Below are 16,584 nucleotides of genomic sequence, written 5' to 3'. Positions count from 1 at the left end.
CCCGCTCGCTATTTGTTCGGACCATAGTCACGGCTTGACATGTAGTCAATAAAATTTACAAGCAAGTTCACGAGACGCTAAATGGCCCGGTTTTCCGGGCTGGGAGCCTGTGGATGACCGCGCTGCATACAAAAATCGCCATGGTAACCAGACGGATCGAGGAGCGATCCGCCGACACGCGCGACGACTATCTGGATCAGGTCGCAGAGAGTCTGGAGGCCGGGCCACGGCGCAATCTGCTCAGTTGCGGCAACATTGCCCACGTCGCTGCCGCCTGCATGCCCGGCGAAAAACGCGACTTGCTCGGCGCCCGCGCCAGCAATATCGGCATCATCACCTCCTATAATGACATAGTCTCGGCCCACCAACCCTTTGAGGCCTATCCCGCGCTGATCAAAAAGGCCGTGCGGCAGGCCGGCGCCGTAGCGCAAGTGGCCGGCGGCGTTCCGGCCATGTGCGACGGCATTACCCAGGGGCAGGACGGCATGGAGCTATCGCTGTTCTCCCGCGACGTGATTGCCATGTCCACCGCCATCGCCCTCAGCCACGATGCCTTCGATGCCGCGCTCTATCTGGGCGTCTGCGACAAGATCGTACCGGGCCTAGTCATTGGCGCACTTACCTTCGGCCATCTGCCCGCGGTCTTCGTACCCGCTGGGCCCATGCCATCCGGCCTGCCCAACAAGGAAAAGGTGCGCGTGCGCCAGCTCTATGCCGAAGGCAGAGCTGACCGCGCCGAACTGCTCGAAGCCGAGGCAAAATCCTATCATTCGGCGGGCACCTGCACCTTCTACGGCACAGCCAATTCCAATCAGATGCTGATGGAAATTATGGGACTGCACCTGCCCGGCTCCAGCTTCGTCAATCCCAATACGCCGCTGCGCAACGCCCTGACCGAAGCTGCGGCACTGCGCGCCGTAGCACTAGCCCAGCTGGGGCCGGATCATACCCCTATTGCCCGCATCCTTGACGCTCCCGCCTTCGTCAACGGCATTATCGGGTTGCTGGCAACGGGCGGCTCGACCAACCACACCATGCATTTGATCGCCATGGCGCGCGCCGCCGGCATCATCCTCACCTGGGATGACTTCTCGGATCTTTCCGAAATCATCCCGCTCCTCGTTCGCGCCTATCCCAATGGCGCGGCCGATATCAATCACTTCCACGCCGCGGGCGGCATGGGCTTTCTCATCCGCACCCTGCGCGATTCCGGCCTGCTGCATGATGACGTCACGACCATGTTGGGCCAGGGCCTGTCCGCCTATACGCGCGAGCCTTTCCTTGATGGCGGCGAACTGGTGTGGCGCGACGCCGGCACATCCAGCGCCGATGAAACCGTGCTGCGTAACGCCAGCAAGCCCTTCCTCCCAAAAGGCGGGCTAAAGCTGCTCGAAGGTGGGCTCGGGCGGGCCGTCATCAAAGTCTCGGCGGTTGCCGAAGAGCACCAGCGTATCAAGGCCCCTGCCCGCATTTTTGCAACCCAATCCGCCCTGCTCGACGCCTTCAAGGCCGGCGAGCTAACCAGCGATTTCATCGCCGTGCTGCCCTATCAGGGCCCCAAGGCCTGCGGCATGCCCGAACTGCACAAGCTCACCCCTGCGCTTGGCGTGCTGCAGGACCGGGGCCTCAAAGTTGCCCTGGTAACCGATGGCCGCATGTCAGGCGCATCGGGCAAAGTGCCAGCCGCCATTCACGTCACCCCCGAAGCGCAGGATGGTGGCGCCATCGGCAAGCTGCGCAATGGCGACATGCTCGTTCTGGACGCGACCAGCGGCCGGCTCGACGTACTCGTTGATCCCGCGGAACTTGCCGCGCGCGAGCCAGCGCCATCCCCCATCCGCCGCCAGCGTGGCAGCGGCCGTGAACTTTTCTCCAAGCTCCGCTCCATGGCCAGCGGCGCCGAAACAGGAGCCAGCATTGTCAGCTAACACAATCCAGCAAATCACCTTGGGCAGCATCGATGGCCAGCCCGTCGAGGCCTATCGCCTCTCGGCCGGGCAAACCAGCATCGAGGTGATGACCTTCGGTGCCATCCTCACCCGCCTGACCCGACCGGACCGCCATGGGCAGGTCGACGACATCGTGCTCGGCTATGACGATCCCGCCGATTACGTCACCAAGCCCGGCAATGCCGGCGCCATCTGCGGTCGCCACTCCAACCGCCTCGCCCAGGGCCGCTTCTCGCTGGATGGGCAGCATTTTCGGCTCCCCCGCAATAATGGCGAGCACCACCTGCATGGCGGCCTACCCGGCTTTGGCAAAAGGTTCTGGACTGCCCATCCCGATGAGACAAGCAATAGCGTGCAATTCCGCCTGCACAGTCCCGATGGCGATCAGGGCTATCCCGGCGCTCTGGATGCCAGCGTCCGCTACGGGCTGAGGCCTGACGGAACCCTCGAAATCCACATGCAGGCGACCAGTGATCGTCCAACCATCTGCAACCTCGTCTATCACGGCTATTGGAACCTTGCAGGCCATGGGAGCGGCAGCGTCGAGCAGCAGATGCTCCGCATCGTCGCGGACACCTATACGCCCGTGACGCCAGACAAAATACCAACGGGCGAAATTGCCAGTGTCACCGACACCCCCTTCGACTTCACCACCGCCAAACCAATAGGACGCGACATCGCCGCCGCTTGGCCCAGCGGTGGCTATGATCACAATCTCTGTCACAGCAATTTCGACGGCAACATGCATCTGTCCGCCGAGGCATTTGAACCCGTCAGCGGGCGCGCCATGCAATTGCGCTCCAACCAGCCCGGCGTGCAGCTCTATACCGCCAACCACTTCGCCGACGCACCGACGCAAGGCAAGAACGGCGCCCTCTACCAGCGCTATGCCGGCTTCGCGCTTGAAACGCAGAACTTTCCCAACGCGCCAAACGAGGCCTGCTTCCCCTCCTCGGTGCTGCGCCCCGGACAAATTTATGATCACCGCATGGAGATTTCGTTCTCCACGATCACCCCATGACCACGGGCTTGCGCTGGGCGCTGATCGGCGCCTCCACCATTGCCCGCGAGCGCATAGTCGCGGCGATCAGGGCGGCAGGCGGCAACATTGTCGCGGTGCAGTCGGGCAATCTGGAACGGGCCGAGGCCTTCGCGGCCGATTTCGCCCTGCCGCTGGCCACCCAGCATCTGGCTGAGGCAGTGGCCAATGCCGATGCGGTCTATATCTCGAGCACCAATGCCCAGCATTGCGCCCAAACCCTGCAAGCACTAGACACCGGCTGCCATGTCCTCTGCGAAAAGCCGATTGCCATCGATCTCGCCGACGCCCGTCGCATGATCGCAGCCGCCGGCGCGGCGGGCCGCATTCTGGCGGTGAACCACCATCTGCGGCACAATGCGGTGCATCGCAAAATCCGCGACTGCATAGTATCGGGCCAGATTGGCACGCCTCGCGCGGTGATCATCAGCAATGCCGGCTGGCTGCCTGGGCACTTGCGCGGCTGGCGTCTTAGCGGCCCCGGCGCAGGCATAGTGCTCGACAAAACGGTCCACGATATCGACCTGCTACGGTTCCTGCTCGCAAGCGACCCGCGATCGGTCTCCGCAGCCTTTTCCGGCCCCAATGGCGAGCCGCCGCATGCCATTATGGGCATTCTCGACTTCGGCCCCACTCTGTCAGCCCAATTCCACGATGATTTCGACGCGCCTTTTGGCCAGACACGGCTCGAAGTGATCGGCGATGCCGGCCGCCTGATTGCCGAGGACTGCCTTTCAGGCCGGCCCGCGGGCAGCCTGACACTGCACGATCAGAGCGGCCCCCACATCCTGTCGATCGCGCACCATGATCCTTACGCCGCCCTCATCGACAATTTTCAACAGGCCGCCCGCAACGGCGCCCCGATTGCTGCATCCGGACGCGACGGCGCCATTGCTCTGGCGACAGCCCTTGCGGCCATCCAGTCCGCCACAACCGGCTCCCGCACACAAATAGAGAATTTGCCGTGACCACCCATTCCATCACCCTAGCCCACTGGCTGGCCCTCCATACCGAAACTGCTCTCGCGTCGGTCCTGCTTGATCTGGCGCACGCCAGCACCGAAATCGCCGGTCTCGTCCGCGGGGGCGCGCTGACCGGGGCACTCGGTAGTCTGGACAATGTCAATGTGCAGGGGGAAACCCAAAAGCGGCTGGACGTCCTCGCCAACGATATCTGCAAGCGCCATCTCGCCGCAAATCCTGCCATCGCCGCCATCGCCTCCGAAGAAGAAGATAACGCCATCGTATTCGCGCGCCCCGACGCGGCCTACCTCGTGGCGTTCGACCCGCTCGACGGATCAAGCAATATAGACGTCAACGTCACCGTCGGAACCATCTTCTCCATCCTGCCCGCGCCAGCGACTACTATCGACGATACTGCCTTTCTCCAATCTGGCCACCGCCAGGTTGCTGCCGGCTACGTAGTCTATGGCCCACAGATCTGCCTCCTCTTGGCCCTGCCGGGACAAGTCGTGCAATTCACCGCCGATCCCGCAAGCGGCGAGTTCCTCCTGACCCACGACCGTCTGTCGATCCCCGCCGGTGCCAGGGTCATCAGCGCCAATGTCTCCAACCAATCCCGGTGGCCACCCGATCTCGCGGCGACCATCCAACAATGGCTCGACAGCGGCGACTACAACATGCGCTGGGTCGGCTCGATGGTGGCCGACATCCACCGCATCCTTCATCAGGGCGGTGTCTTCCTCTACCCCACCCAATCCGACCGCCCTCAAGGCAAGCTGCGACTGCTTTACGAGTGCAATCCGATCGGCTTTATCATCGAAAATGCCCAAGGCAGCGCCGCCGACACATTGCAAACAACCCCCACCAGCCTGCACCAGCGCGTTGGCTTCATAGCAGGTGACCAAGAGGCAGTGACCACACTGTCCGATCATAGCACCTAGAAGACAAAACTCCGCTTCAGAGGTCATTTGGCGCTGCTTTGGGTGATTGCCGAAATGGGACGACAGTTACCGGCCCGGTTCCGGTGTAGGAACGAAGTAGGCAGTCGCTTCATGGGGTTTGCGCGTTCGACTACCGGCCGCAGGCAGCCTTCGGGCGGGCGGATGGCCAATGTCATTCGGACGGTGCGAGGACCCAAATTAAGGGTCGCTTTGCCCTTCGAACTAACGCTTGACCATACGAATCGTGGAAGTCGTAGGGTCCCATCCGGACGGGGACGTGCCAGCTATTTACGACGCGCACACAAATAGCGCGCAGGGCGTGAGGGATCACACTTCAAAAGGCGGGCGCAAGAATACTTGCATATAAAATTTCTCTTGCGTGTAAACTTGCATTACTCTAGCCTCCTTTCATGGAGGAGCAATGTCGGTATTAGAGCGTGTCAAGGAAGTTGCAGAGGCGCTGACGCCAGCTGAACAATTGTTGATCAAACAGGTCATTTCCAGCCCGCGCGATATTGCCCTGGGTACTGCAAGTGAGCTTGCACAACGTATCGGTGTCCACGAGGCGACGGCATCGCGGCTAGCCAAGAAACTGGGCTATCCCAACTATGCCGGATTCCGCGCCGCGATCCAGGAAGAGTTCATCGTCCGCACCGATCCGGCGACGCGCATCCGCAACACCTTGCAGCAGGCGAGCGACGCCGGACTGGTCAGCGATCTGGTCGGTCGCGAGATGGAGGCGCTTGCCGGGCTGCAGCGCTATATTGATGATGCACAGGTGATGGCCGCGGCACGAGCCCTGATCAAAGCGCGGCGCATCTACATATTTGCGCGCGGTAATGCCGAAGCACTGGCCGTGCTGATCGATCGTCGTCTCCGTCGGATGGGCTGTGACACCGTGATGCTGCATGGCGAGGGTCGCGACCTTGCCGAGCAAGTACTGGGCATGTCATCGGCCGATGCCATCGTTGGATTCGCCTTTCGGCGGCAACCTACACACTATTCCGCCTTGGTGAACCATGCTCGGGCCATGGGCGCTGCCTCGATTGTCATTTCCGGCAGCGTTGGCCCATCCCTGGTGCCGGCCGCAGATCACCTATTGTTCGCCCCCCGGACCGGATCGCAGGAGGCGTTCCAGACGCTCACCGTGCCCATGGCCATTTGCAACGCGCTCGTGCTGAGCATGGCTAAGGAAGACCCTAAGTCCTCGCTACAGCACCTCGAAGCTCTAGGGCAACTTATTGACGCCTTCGACTAGCGACGTGCGATCGAGGAAATTTCGCACGTCCTATTTTTGCAAGTTCACATGCATGTTGCAAACATAATGCAACAACATGTGCATCCAACAGGACGCCTAACGCGTCCGTTCCTGAGGAGGAAATAGATGGACCACAAGACGCTACTGCTCTCGACCACCTTTATGGCGCTCGCCCTTCCCGCTTCCGCTCAGCCCCTGGCCGCGCTTGACGCGATGACGCCCGAAGAGCTACTGCCGCTCGCCCAGGCCGAGGGCACGGTGACAGTTTACGCTTTCACGAGCCGCATCGCTGCCGTGGAAACCGCTTTCGAAGCCGCCTATCCCGGCATCGACATGATCAGCCATGACATGTCCTCGACCGAACAGATCACCCGGATCAAGGCCGAAGCCAGTGCCGGCATCGCCAGTGTCGACGTGGTTTACATTTCCGATGCGCCCGTTGTGTTCACGGAGCTTCTTGGACCGGGTCTTGTGACCCAATATGTCCCACCGCGCGTTGTCTCCCTGCTTGACGACAGCGAGAAGAACCCGCTGCTGGCCCAGCGGCTGTCGACCAAGGTGCTGATGTATAACGAGGACGCCAATCCGGATGGTCCCCCGGTCGACAACCTCTGGCAACTCACCACGCCGGACTGGACCGGCCGCGTCATCATGGTGGATCCCCTTCAGCGCGGCGACTACCTCGACCTGATGACCGAAATTGTGTTGCGCGCCGGCGAGATGGCGAACGCCTATGAAGCAGAGTTCGGCCAGCCCATCGTGCTCGATGATGGCGTCGAGAATGCCGGCCAGCAATTCATCGTTGATCTGTTCGAGAACGACCTTATCCTCGTCTCCTCGACCGACGACGTAAATGCGGCCATTGGCCTAAAAGGTCAGGACAATCCCCCGGTGGGTTTCGCCTCTTATTCGGACCGCCGTGACAATGAAGACGAGGGCTGGGCCCTGCAGGTGGCTAATGAAGTTGTGCCAGCCAATGGCATCATCTTCCCGGCGGTGCTTGCCCTATCCGCGACCGCGACCCACCCGGCCGCCGCCCGACTTGCCATCGACTTTTTGATGGGCGACGCGAGTGAAACCGGCGGCGATGGTTTCAAGCCGTTCTACGTGGCCGGCGACTACGCCACCCGCAGCGACATTGTCAGCCATCCCGATGCCGTGCCGCTGGCAGACTTCGCCGCTTGGTCAATCAATCCGGCGGCAACAGCTCAGATTCGCCAGGACGTTGGCGATCTGGTTCTGTCGCTGCAGTAAGTCCCATCGCAACGGCTCCCGGCCTGGCCGGGAGCCCACGGGGTCATTCCATCATGTCCATCGCTCCGGTCCGCTCAATGGCGCGGCCTTTCCAGATCAATGGGCGCCTGGCGCTCAAACTCTTCGTTCTTGCCATTCTAGGTGTGCTGGTCGCGGCGCCGCTATTGCGCATCCTGGCTGACACACTCGGCCCTGACGCTATTGTGGCGTGGAGCGATGTCACCAGCGGACGGCTATCGCGCAACCTGCTCTGGCTGCCGCTCAGCAATACGCTCATTCTGGGCGTCGGCGTCGCCTGTGGTTGTGTGCTGATTGGCGGCTTTCTTGCCTGGCTTGTGGTGATGACCGACGTGCCGTTCCGGCGCACCATCGGGCTGATGTCCACTTTGCCTTTCATGATCCCCAGTTTCGCCACCTCGCTGGCCTGGGGCTCCCTGTTCCGTAATTCCCGCGTCGGTGGCCAGGCTGGGTTTCTGGAGGGCCTGGGTCTCACCATTCCGGACTGGCTGGCCTGGGGCATGGTGCCAACGCTGATCGTGCTGATCGCCCACTATTATTCGTTGGCTTTCACGGTCATTGCTGCGGCGCTCGCCACAATCAACTCCGACCTGGTCGAAGCCGCACAAATGGCCGGGGCTAAGCGCGGCCGTATCCTGCTCGGTATTGTGCTGCCCGTCGCCCTGCCGGCGGTTGTAGCCGGCGCCTCCCTGACCTTCGCCGGCGCGGTGTCCAATTTCGCCGCCCCGGCTTTGCTTGGCCTGCCAGTGCGCATGCAGACCATGGCGACGCGCCTTTACGGTCTTATCGAAGTTGGCCAGACCGCGCGTGGCTATGTGATCGCCATCCTGCTGATCGTGGTCTCCGCCTTGTTCCTGTGGCTGGGCAATAAGGTCATTTCCGGACGTCGGTCCTATGCCACCATCACGGGCAAGGGCGGCCGGGCCAAGCGGTTCGAGCTGCGCGCCGCGCGCCTGCCACTGCTGGCAATCGCCGGACTGATCTGTCTCGTGACCACTGTCGTGCCGGTCGCGATCCTCTTCGCCTCGTCGCTCGCGCCGGCCTCGTCCGCCCTGTTTTCGAACTGGACACTGCACTATTGGACCGGTCTCTCCAATCCCTCGATCGCACAGGGTCAGGCCGGCATCTGGTCTAATCCGTTCATCATCTCCGCAACGGGATTAACGATCGGGCTGGGCATAGCCGTGGCGATCACGACCACTATCATTGGCCTCATCGTCGCTTTCGTGCTGGCACGCGATGGCAAGGGCCCGCTGGCCGGGATCATCAACCAAATCAGCTTCCTGCCGCTGCTCGTACCTGGCATCGCCTTCGGTGCGGCATATATCGCGCTATTCGGTGCTCCGATGGGCCCCTTCCCCGCCCTCTACGGCACGTTCCCGCTCCTACTTCTTGCCGGCACGGCCTACCTTTTGCCCTTCTCGGTGCAGACCGGTCGTGCCGTGATCCAGCAAGTCTCCGGCGATCTCGATGAAAGCGCCCGCATGACCGGCGCCGGTTTCCTTCGGCGCCTATCGGCGATCACTGTCCCGTTGGCCAGCCGCGGTCTGGCGGCGGGTGGATTGATTGTCTTCGTTAAAATCATGCGCGACCTATCGCTGGTGGTCCTGCTGTTTACGCCAACCACACCGCTCCTTTCCGTGCTGGCCTATCGCTACGCCTCGGAAGGGTTCACCCAATTCGCCAATGCCATAACCGTCGTGATCCTCGTGATCTCGATTGCGGCGACCCTGCTGGCCAATCAGTTGCAGGCCAAGTCGCAGCCCTGGCTCAAATCGTAAGATACCAACATGATCCGTATCGACAATCTCACCAAATCCTTCGGCGCCTTTCAGGCCGTCGACCACATTTCCCTTTCTGTGCCGCAAGGTTCGTTCCTCGTGCTAGTCGGGCCCTCCGGCTGCGGCAAATCCACCATGCTGCGTATGCTGGCTGGGCTTGAGCTACCCAGTGGCGGACGGGTCCAATTCGGCGAGGACACTGTGTCCGATGGTGACCGCGGCTGGATGATCGACCCAACCAGACGCAATGCGGGCCTGGTGTTTCAATCCTACGCGCTCTGGCCGCATATGACGGTGGCCGGCAATGTCGATTGGCCGCTCAAGATCGCCGGCATCAGCAAGCCAGAGCGCAAAGCTCGGGTTGCCGACGTGCTCGGCATGCTGGGCATTGAGGCGCTGGCTGCCCGTTATCCCAACGAAATCTCGGGCGGCCAGCAGCAGCGTGTCGCCATCGCTCGGATGATCGCCCCACGACCAGCCATCCTGCTGTTTGACGAACCTTTGTCCAATCTCGACGCCAAGCTGCGCGTTGAGATGCGCACGGAATTGTTGCGCGTGCACCGCGCCACCGGAGCAACCTCCGTCTACGTCACCCATGACCAGGTTGAGGCCATGACCATGGCGACCCATGTCGCGGTACTCAACGGCGGGAAAGTCGAACAGTTCGGCTCACCGGAGGATCTGGTGCGCAACCCTGCCACTGCCTTTGTCGCTACCTTTGTCGGCACACCGCCGGCCAATCTGATACCGGTATCGTCACTGCCACGCGAACGCGCCGCGGACCTGCCGGCGGATGCGCTGGCGATGTATCGCCCCGAAGACCTCATCGCCAGCGCCCAGCCCTCGGCGGCTAGCATGGCCTTCGACTTTGCCGAGGCCAGTCCCGTGGCCGGACGCACTATGCTGACTGGCACGCAGGGAGCGCTTCGGCTCACTGCCGTGGTCGACGCCGCGCCACGTCGGCAGGTCGGGGACAAGGTTCATTTCACCGTGCCGAAGATCCCTGCCGCGCTATTCGCGCAAAATGGGGAGCGACTGTCGTGAAACGCTTGCTGCTGGTGCGCCATGGCGAGTCCGAATGGAATGCCGCTCGCCGATTGCAAGGACAGGCCGATATCGGGCTGTCCGAAACGGGCGAGGCACAGGCCGTATCGCTCGCGCCGACCATCGCAAAACTGGCCCCCGACCGGGTTATTACCTCCGACCTGCGTCGCGCGCGCAGGACCGCTGACTTGCTGGGCTTTCCCGAGGCTGTCAAAGAACCAGGCCTGCGTGAAGTCGATGTGGGCGCATGGACGGGTCGTGAGATCGAAACGATCATTGCCGATGAACCAGACGCCTATCGTGCCTGGCGCGCCGGCACTTTTGCGCCAGAAGGAGGAGAAGACTGGGAAAGCTTCGCAACGCGCACTGCTACGGCGACCAAGGCCGCTTTCGAGACTGCGAACCGATTGCTCGTCGTGTGCCACGGCGGTGTTATCCGCGCTTTGCTGCAGACGTTCCTGGACCTGCCACCCAGACGGATCGTCCCTGTTGGGCCGGCTAGTCTGACCATCCTTGCCAGCAAACCGAATGAGGACGAGATGCGCCTCGAAGTTTTCAACTTTACCCCCGGTGGCCTGGTTCTCGACGCGCCTGACTAAAGGGCCGGCAAATGCGCGCTCTGGTGTGTGACTTCCGTCCCTAAGGACAGACCGCTGAGTGTGCGTCGCCTCAATGGCTGGCAGCAGATTTGCTACTTGGCCAAGATATTGACCGGCTCAGTGAGCGCCTCGGTCGCTATGCGTGGGCGGGGTCTGCTAACGTCAATGACCAGGGCTGATTGCGGACGGGCAGTTCTGAGGTGGTCACTCGACGGCCGACTCTTGGTCGGGCGGAAGAGCTACCATTCACCGCCCCCGCTCCCGGTGGTTTAGATTTTGCAGACACCTGTTGCGGCCGACCGGAGGGCGTTTCGAAGCCCAGGTTTTCGGGGCCTCTGGTTGAGCCGCAGAGCGTCATCTATTGGCTGAAAGCTACGATTCCCCCTTTAAAACTCGCAATGTCAATTTTTGACCTCGTTTGCGATCCGGCAGCTTTTGGGCATAATCCGACAAAGCAGTAACTCGGGGCCGTCCTTAGGAGATTTTCCGCGATGTCCGAACAATGGAGACGGATGGTCGACAGCGATTTTTCTGCCTCTGGCCAAGAGGCAATCGCGATGGAAAATTGGTGGGAGGTCACCATCGGATGACTGTTCTTGACCGGATTTACGAGGCTGCGTTCGTGCCCGAACTATGGGCGGGTGTGCTGGAAGATATTGCCCGGGCCAGCGGCGCCAACTCGGGCGCCATGTTGATCATCGACCAGAAATTGCCGCCGCTATTCGCGGCAACGCCGAACGTGGTGGATACGCTCACCGAATTTGCTGAAACACCTTTCTGGTATGAAAACCCGCCCGCTCATCGGCTGCGTAAACTGCAGTATTCTGGTTTTCTTGAGCGCGCGAATTTTTTCTATGACCATGAGCGCAACGGAGATAATCCGTATCACCACAATATGGAAAAGATCGGTGCCGACTGGCAGGTGGGCTCGGTGGTGGATATGGCCGATGGCGAGATGGCGCTCTTCACCTTCGAGCGCCAGAGTGGTTTGCCGGACTTCGGTCCACAGGAACTGGCGTTGCTCGACGGCCTTCGCCCCCATCTTGCGCGGGCGGCCCTGATGGCCTCACGGCTTAAGCTTGAGCGCGCCGAAGCCAGCGTCGCTACCCTGAATGCACTGCAAATTCCGGCTTGCGTGATCGGCGATTCAGGCGTCGTCATCTCAGCTAATGCTCTGTTTGAACGATTGGGGGATGTTCTGCGTCCTGCCGCATTTGGGCGTCTCGCGGCACGGGATCGCGTGATCGACAGGATGCTTCAGACGGCCCTCGCCGCGCCGGAACGCGCCACAGCGCCCCAGATCCGATCATTCCCCATACGGCTGGCGGAGAATGACCGGGCCGTCGTCATCCATGTGATTCCGCTTCATCGGACTTCCCGCGATATTTTCGATCGCAGCGCCGCAGTGGTTGCTGTCACAGGTTACGCTGTAGACAGTAACCTGCCATCGGACACCGTCTTGCGCGGATTATTCGATCTGTCTGCGGCGGAAGCGGGTATTGCCGGCGATTTGTCCGCTGGACACACTGTCAAGGAGATTGCTGCGCGGCGCGGCATTTCCGTGGCCACGGCGCGCACGCATCTGGCGCAAATATTTCGCAAGACCGGCACCGGGCAGCAGGGACAGTTGATCGCCCTGCTTAAAGGCATCAGCGGCTATTCCGGTTGGACGTAGCGTGCTCAACATGCGCAACGCATGTCCGCTCCTTAATATGCTGGACGCGCTGCTACTCACCTTCTCCGATTTTCCTGCCGGCCACCCGGCAGGACTATAGCGAGGACTCTGTGAGTAAGTTGGTATTGTCCTGCACTCGGCTATGCTACCGCAGTCTCGAGAACTTAGTTGCTGAGCTCAACGGAGCGGTTAGAGGCGACCAAGAAGCCGGTGAGCGACACCGTCAGTTCGATTGGCTGGCCGACGTCGGCGCTTGCACCTGATATGGTCATGGCCTTGCCGGCACGCATGGCGCTGATCTGACTAGCAGAAAAGACCAACGGTACAATGCAACCGCTGGCAATGCAGGTCAGGAAAGGACGGGCGGTGCCGAGAGGATTGGCGTCGACCTTAAGCGTAATGCCGTCCGAGAGGCGCAGACCGAAAGGCAATAAAAGTATCCCTTCGATCTGGTCTAGAGCGGGTGTAGCCAGTTCAACGGCCAGAACACGTTCGCCGCTGCCGGTATCGGCCAGTGATTGGGACAGGGCACAGAGTTTCTCGGTGCCGACCATCCGGCAGGATACCGTCCAGTCGCCGTGTTCCTCATTGAGCGATGCAGCACCTCCCGGCAGGCCCGATGGTGCGGAAACCTCCTGGGCCAGCGCACTGCCGATACACAGGGCACCCATAAAGGCGAAGGGCAGGACGATCTTTTTGAGCATACTGGGTTCTTTCAACGAGAATTTGGGCGCACCGCCCGTTCGGGCGGTCCCGGGAGACGGAAAACGGCGTCGGCAAGGCTGGGTGCCATGGGCTGGTCGTCGTCGCTGGGAAGCAGAACGGCGCAGCCCTTTATGCCAAGGTCCGCAAGCTGGAACGGCGTGCCGTAACGATATTCGAGGTGACCGCGTCCGATAATGCCGACGACCAGTGGCGGGTTAGGCTGGTCCAGGTGGCGCGCAATATTGCAGGCGAATGCGCGGTCCCAGGTTTGCTGTGCGCGCACGAAACGGTCGAAGGCCGGGTCGGCACTACTTTTGGCCTCCCGGTCAGGGCGTGGTCCGCCAGTGAGACTGAACAGGTAGTCGCGATAAGCCTGAGTGGCAGGTTTTGCCGGCGTCAGTCCGTCGCGCTCTGCCTCGGGGATTGCGTCCCAGCCCTCCTTGCCCACCCGTGTGACTAGGGGGCGTTCACAGTTGAGCGCCAGCATTGGAAGCTTGAACTGGCGGCAGAACTCGAAGATGGGAAGATAGAGAGCCGGGTCGAAGCGCCACACTGCGTTCCATTCGCTTTCGGCCAGGAACGTTGGCACGTCCAGCTCACCCGCCACCCAGCGATCGAGCGCGGGTTGCACCCGCCGCGGGAACATCTCAAAGCCCACGGCTATATCTTGCCGAAAGGCTATAAGGCCCGCGCAGACATGCATCTGCCAGCGATGGATATCGTAACGATCATGCGTCTCACCGAGCAACACGACCTGCTGGCGCGCGGCACGCGCCAGCAGGTCGCCATGCCTCGCGGCGGTGCCCCTGGCTGGTTCAACCCAGCCACCGACGACATGCATGGGACGCGAGATCATGTTGTTATAGCGGCAGGCAGACCGCGCACGACTAGACCAGTTGGCACGCCATCCTGGTCCAATGCCTCGTGAATCATATTGGTGCCGTCGCCGGAAGCTCGCCAGTCCGACACGGTACCGGCCTTGAGATGCAGGTGGAAATCGGCGCGCATGATGTTGATGAAGCCCATGGCCGGATTGACCTTCTCCACCATGCCCGCCCACTTCTGTACAAAGCCTGGACGGCTAAAAGCGATCATAATATTCGCCTTCGTGTCCCTCGCCAAATTAAAGGGTCGCGTTCCGATCTCCTCCGGGTCGACATTCGGTCGCTCTCCGCGCGGCTCGACCGGCTTTTCGGGGAGGGCTTCCCCCGCACCGAATTGTGCTAGAGCGGCGTCGAAAGGCTCTAGCCCATTAAATCCGACGACGCTGAACAGGCATTCAGCATCGACATCGAGGAAGTCGATGCGCGGATAGGCCTGCTCGCCCATAACGCTGGTGCGATCAACGATGATCGTCGCAATGGCAGATGGGTCCATACGACTGTCGTGCTCGACGCCGGAACAAACCAGCCAGCCATCGTCAACGGTTACAGCCTCGATCGTGCCGATGCGCTCGTGCGTAGCGCCGGCGCGCTTTGCAGTGACCATTAGCTTGCCCATGGAGGGTAGTGCCCGAATTACTGAAGCGGCCGGCACGGGAAGTCGCTCGCGTGGATTGTTTTCAGTCATGGTCTCAGGTCAGGCAGGTTGAAGATCAGGATGGAGAAGCGACGCGGGCGAGGCGCCAGGGTCGAGTGTGATGTGACGCAAGGAGCCGAGCCCCTGTGGTGGCCGGTGGGCAACGATAATGAAAGTGGTGTCGGGTAGTTCGCGCCGCAGCACGCAGAGAAGCTCGGTCTCCGCAGCAATATCGAGACCAGAGGTTGGCTCGTCGAGCAGCGCCCACTGCGGTCTGTGGACCAGCAAACGGCCCAGCGCGAGACGCTGCTGCTCGCCACCGGACAGACCGTGGGCCGCCATGGTATCGGAGCGGCCGAATTCCACATCAGCCAGTTCACCAAGGCCGACCTTGGCCAAGGCAATATCGAGGTCTTCCGCGGCGAAGTCCTGCTTGCCACGCGGATAAGCCAAAGCAGCGTGGATGCCGCCGATGGGAAAATAGGGACGTTGCGGCAAGACGATCATTGAAGCGCTGGGGGTAAAGACTTCCCCCGAGCCATGCGGCCATAGCCCGGCCAGCGTCTTGATGAGCGTAGTCTTGCCAAGACCCGAAGCACCAGACAGCCACACGGCTTCCCCGCGGGTAATTGCGAAGTCGGGGATGTTCAGCATGACGGTCCCCTGCGGCGTTTCCAAAGCAAGACCCTTGAGGCCGAGAACACCATCGGAGGAGTCGTGCCGGGCGATGCGCCGACCGGTTCGCCCTGCTGCCTTGGCGGCCTCGAGAAAATCATCGAGGCGTGACGAAGCCGCAACCAGATCAGATAGATCGCGATAGGAAAAGACGAACCATGAAAGGCTTGTCACAACATTGGAGAAGGCCATGCTGAGCGACATGAGCCCACCGAAGGCGACATGACCGGCAAGGTACCCGGGTAGGGCAACGAACAGCGGCACGCGCAACACGGTGCTGGAATAGGGAAAGGTGAAGCAGCTCAGGATCAGATCGCGGTTGATCAGCCTGCGCCAGTTGGCGATGATGGCGTCGAAGCGGTTGTTGAAAACGCCGCGCTCTGCCCGTTCACCGGCAGACATGGCCACTTCATCGTAATTGAGGCGCAGGCGGGCCAGGGCGAAGCGAAAATTGGCCTCGCGGCGCTGCTGCTCCACCAGCAGCCCCTTAAGCGGATAGCCCAGAAAATGAACAAGCAGACTGCATAGCGCGACGTAGAGAAAGGCGGCCCAGACCATATAGTTCGGGACTTCCCACGGCAGGCCGATGAAGGCAAGCGACAGCGGGAAGCTGGCGAGGCTCCAAAGCAAGACGATATATGAGAATAGACCGGCAACTCGACCGATAAGATCGAGCGCCTCGCTAAGCACTTTCTCGATGAAGAACTTGCAGTCGTCGGCAATGCGCTGGTCGGGATTGTCGACCGGCTGGCTCTGGGGATTGGACATGCTATCGGCGCTGTTGGCGAGATGCCAGTAGGCGCGATTGTTCAGCCATATATCGAGGGCGCCCTGAGTGAGCGTACGGCGCCAGCGCATCTGCAACATCTTGCGGAGGTAAAGCCCGATCAGATGAATACAGACGTTCGCCGCCACAATGAGGAAGAAAACGCCGACCTGCCTAATAGCTTCGGACCCATTCATTGCCTCAAGCGCACCATAGAAGTCGCCGTTCCACTGTACCAGGCGAATGGAGGTGGCAATGCCGACGAAATCCAGGACGACGATCGCAACAAAGAAGGCAATGCCCATCTTACCGCGGGGACCTGAAATGCAAAGTTTCAGCAGGCGCCAGAACTGGGAGAGAGCGCGCAACACGACAAAATCCTTCAAGAATGAAGGGCGCG

The 16,584-nt window shown here is 61.2% G+C and carries 14 protein-coding genes; 10 read left to right on the top strand and 4 right to left on the bottom strand.

Annotated features, from left to right (window positions below):
- The first annotated feature begins 113 nt into the window (after positions 1–113).
- From edd to ACI3KW_RS01800, 10 genes are all read left to right on the top strand, one after another.
- Positions 114–1,928 (top strand): phosphogluconate dehydratase, encoded by a 1,815-nt coding sequence (edd, locus tag ACI3KW_RS01845; RefSeq protein WP_404846676.1) that lies wholly within the window; start codon positions 114–116, stop codon positions 1,926–1,928.
- On the top strand, positions 1,918–2,970 hold the full coding sequence (locus ACI3KW_RS01840) for an aldose epimerase family protein (RefSeq protein ID WP_404846675.1): 1,053 nt from the start codon (positions 1,918–1,920) through the stop codon (positions 2,968–2,970). The genes edd and ACI3KW_RS01840 overlap by 11 nt, the downstream gene beginning before the upstream one ends.
- Positions 2,967–3,956 (top strand): Gfo/Idh/MocA family protein, encoded by a 990-nt coding sequence (locus tag ACI3KW_RS01835; protein WP_404846674.1) that lies wholly within the window; start codon positions 2,967–2,969, stop codon positions 3,954–3,956. The genes ACI3KW_RS01840 and ACI3KW_RS01835 overlap by 4 nt, the downstream gene beginning before the upstream one ends.
- Positions 3,953–4,891, top strand: a complete 939-nt coding sequence (locus tag ACI3KW_RS01830) for a class 1 fructose-1,6-bisphosphatase (RefSeq protein WP_404846673.1) — start codon at positions 3,953–3,955, stop codon at positions 4,889–4,891. The genes ACI3KW_RS01835 and ACI3KW_RS01830 overlap by 4 nt, the downstream gene beginning before the upstream one ends.
- Positions 4,892–5,312: 421 nt before the next feature.
- Positions 5,313–6,149 carry a MurR/RpiR family transcriptional regulator gene (locus ACI3KW_RS01825; RefSeq protein ID WP_113121574.1) on the top strand — a complete coding sequence of 279 codons (837 nt, stop codon included), beginning with the start codon at positions 5,313–5,315 and terminating at the stop codon, positions 6,147–6,149.
- Positions 6,150–6,275: 126 nt separating this feature from the next.
- On the top strand, positions 6,276–7,403 hold the full coding sequence (locus ACI3KW_RS01820) for an ABC transporter substrate-binding protein (RefSeq protein ID WP_404846672.1): 1,128 nt from the start codon (positions 6,276–6,278) through the stop codon (positions 7,401–7,403).
- Between the two features lie 53 nt (positions 7,404–7,456).
- Positions 7,457–9,202, top strand: a complete 1,746-nt coding sequence (locus ACI3KW_RS01815; protein WP_404846671.1) for an ABC transporter permease — start codon at positions 7,457–7,459, stop codon at positions 9,200–9,202.
- Positions 9,203–9,211: 9 nt separating this feature from the next.
- Positions 9,212–10,246, top strand: a complete 1,035-nt coding sequence (locus ACI3KW_RS01810) for an ABC transporter ATP-binding protein (protein WP_404846670.1) — start codon at positions 9,212–9,214, stop codon at positions 10,244–10,246.
- A complete protein-coding gene (locus tag ACI3KW_RS01805; RefSeq protein ID WP_404846669.1) occupies positions 10,243–10,845 on the top strand; it encodes a histidine phosphatase family protein in 603 nt (200 codons plus the stop codon). Before ACI3KW_RS01810 ends, ACI3KW_RS01805 begins: the two co-directional genes overlap by 4 nt.
- A gap of 586 nt (positions 10,846–11,431) precedes the next feature.
- Entirely contained in the window at positions 11,432–12,520 is a 1,089-nt protein-coding gene (locus ACI3KW_RS01800) for a LuxR C-terminal-related transcriptional regulator (RefSeq protein ID WP_404846668.1), read from the top strand.
- A 164-nt stretch (positions 12,521–12,684) separates the two neighbouring features.
- On the opposite strand, the gene ACI3KW_RS01795 is transcribed toward ACI3KW_RS01800, so the two are convergent.
- The 4 genes from ACI3KW_RS01795 to ACI3KW_RS01780 are packed head-to-tail and all read right to left on the bottom strand — an operon-like array spanning position 12,685 to position 16,555.
- Positions 12,685–13,224, bottom strand: a complete 540-nt coding sequence (locus ACI3KW_RS01795; protein WP_404846667.1) for an invasion associated locus B family protein — start codon at positions 13,222–13,224, stop codon at positions 12,685–12,687.
- Between the two features lie 11 nt (positions 13,225–13,235).
- Complete coding sequence (locus tag ACI3KW_RS01790) at positions 13,236–14,066, bottom strand: ChaN family lipoprotein (protein WP_404846666.1); 831 nt, start codon at positions 14,064–14,066, stop codon at positions 13,236–13,238.
- A gap of 11 nt (positions 14,067–14,077) precedes the next feature.
- Positions 14,078–14,794 carry a hypothetical protein gene (locus ACI3KW_RS01785; RefSeq protein WP_404846665.1) on the bottom strand — a complete coding sequence of 239 codons (717 nt, stop codon included), beginning with the start codon at positions 14,792–14,794 and terminating at the stop codon, positions 14,078–14,080.
- A 9-nt stretch (positions 14,795–14,803) separates the two neighbouring features.
- Positions 14,804–16,555 (bottom strand): ABC transporter ATP-binding protein/permease, encoded by a 1,752-nt coding sequence (locus ACI3KW_RS01780; protein ID WP_404846664.1) that lies wholly within the window; start codon positions 16,553–16,555, stop codon positions 14,804–14,806.
- Positions 16,556–16,584 lie beyond the last annotated feature (29 nt).

This window comes from Devosia sp. ZW T5_3, from assembly GCF_044987315.1.
Lineage (GTDB): Bacteria > Pseudomonadota > Alphaproteobacteria > Rhizobiales > Devosiaceae > Devosia.
This window is presented reverse-complemented; position numbering and strand designations above follow the sequence as displayed.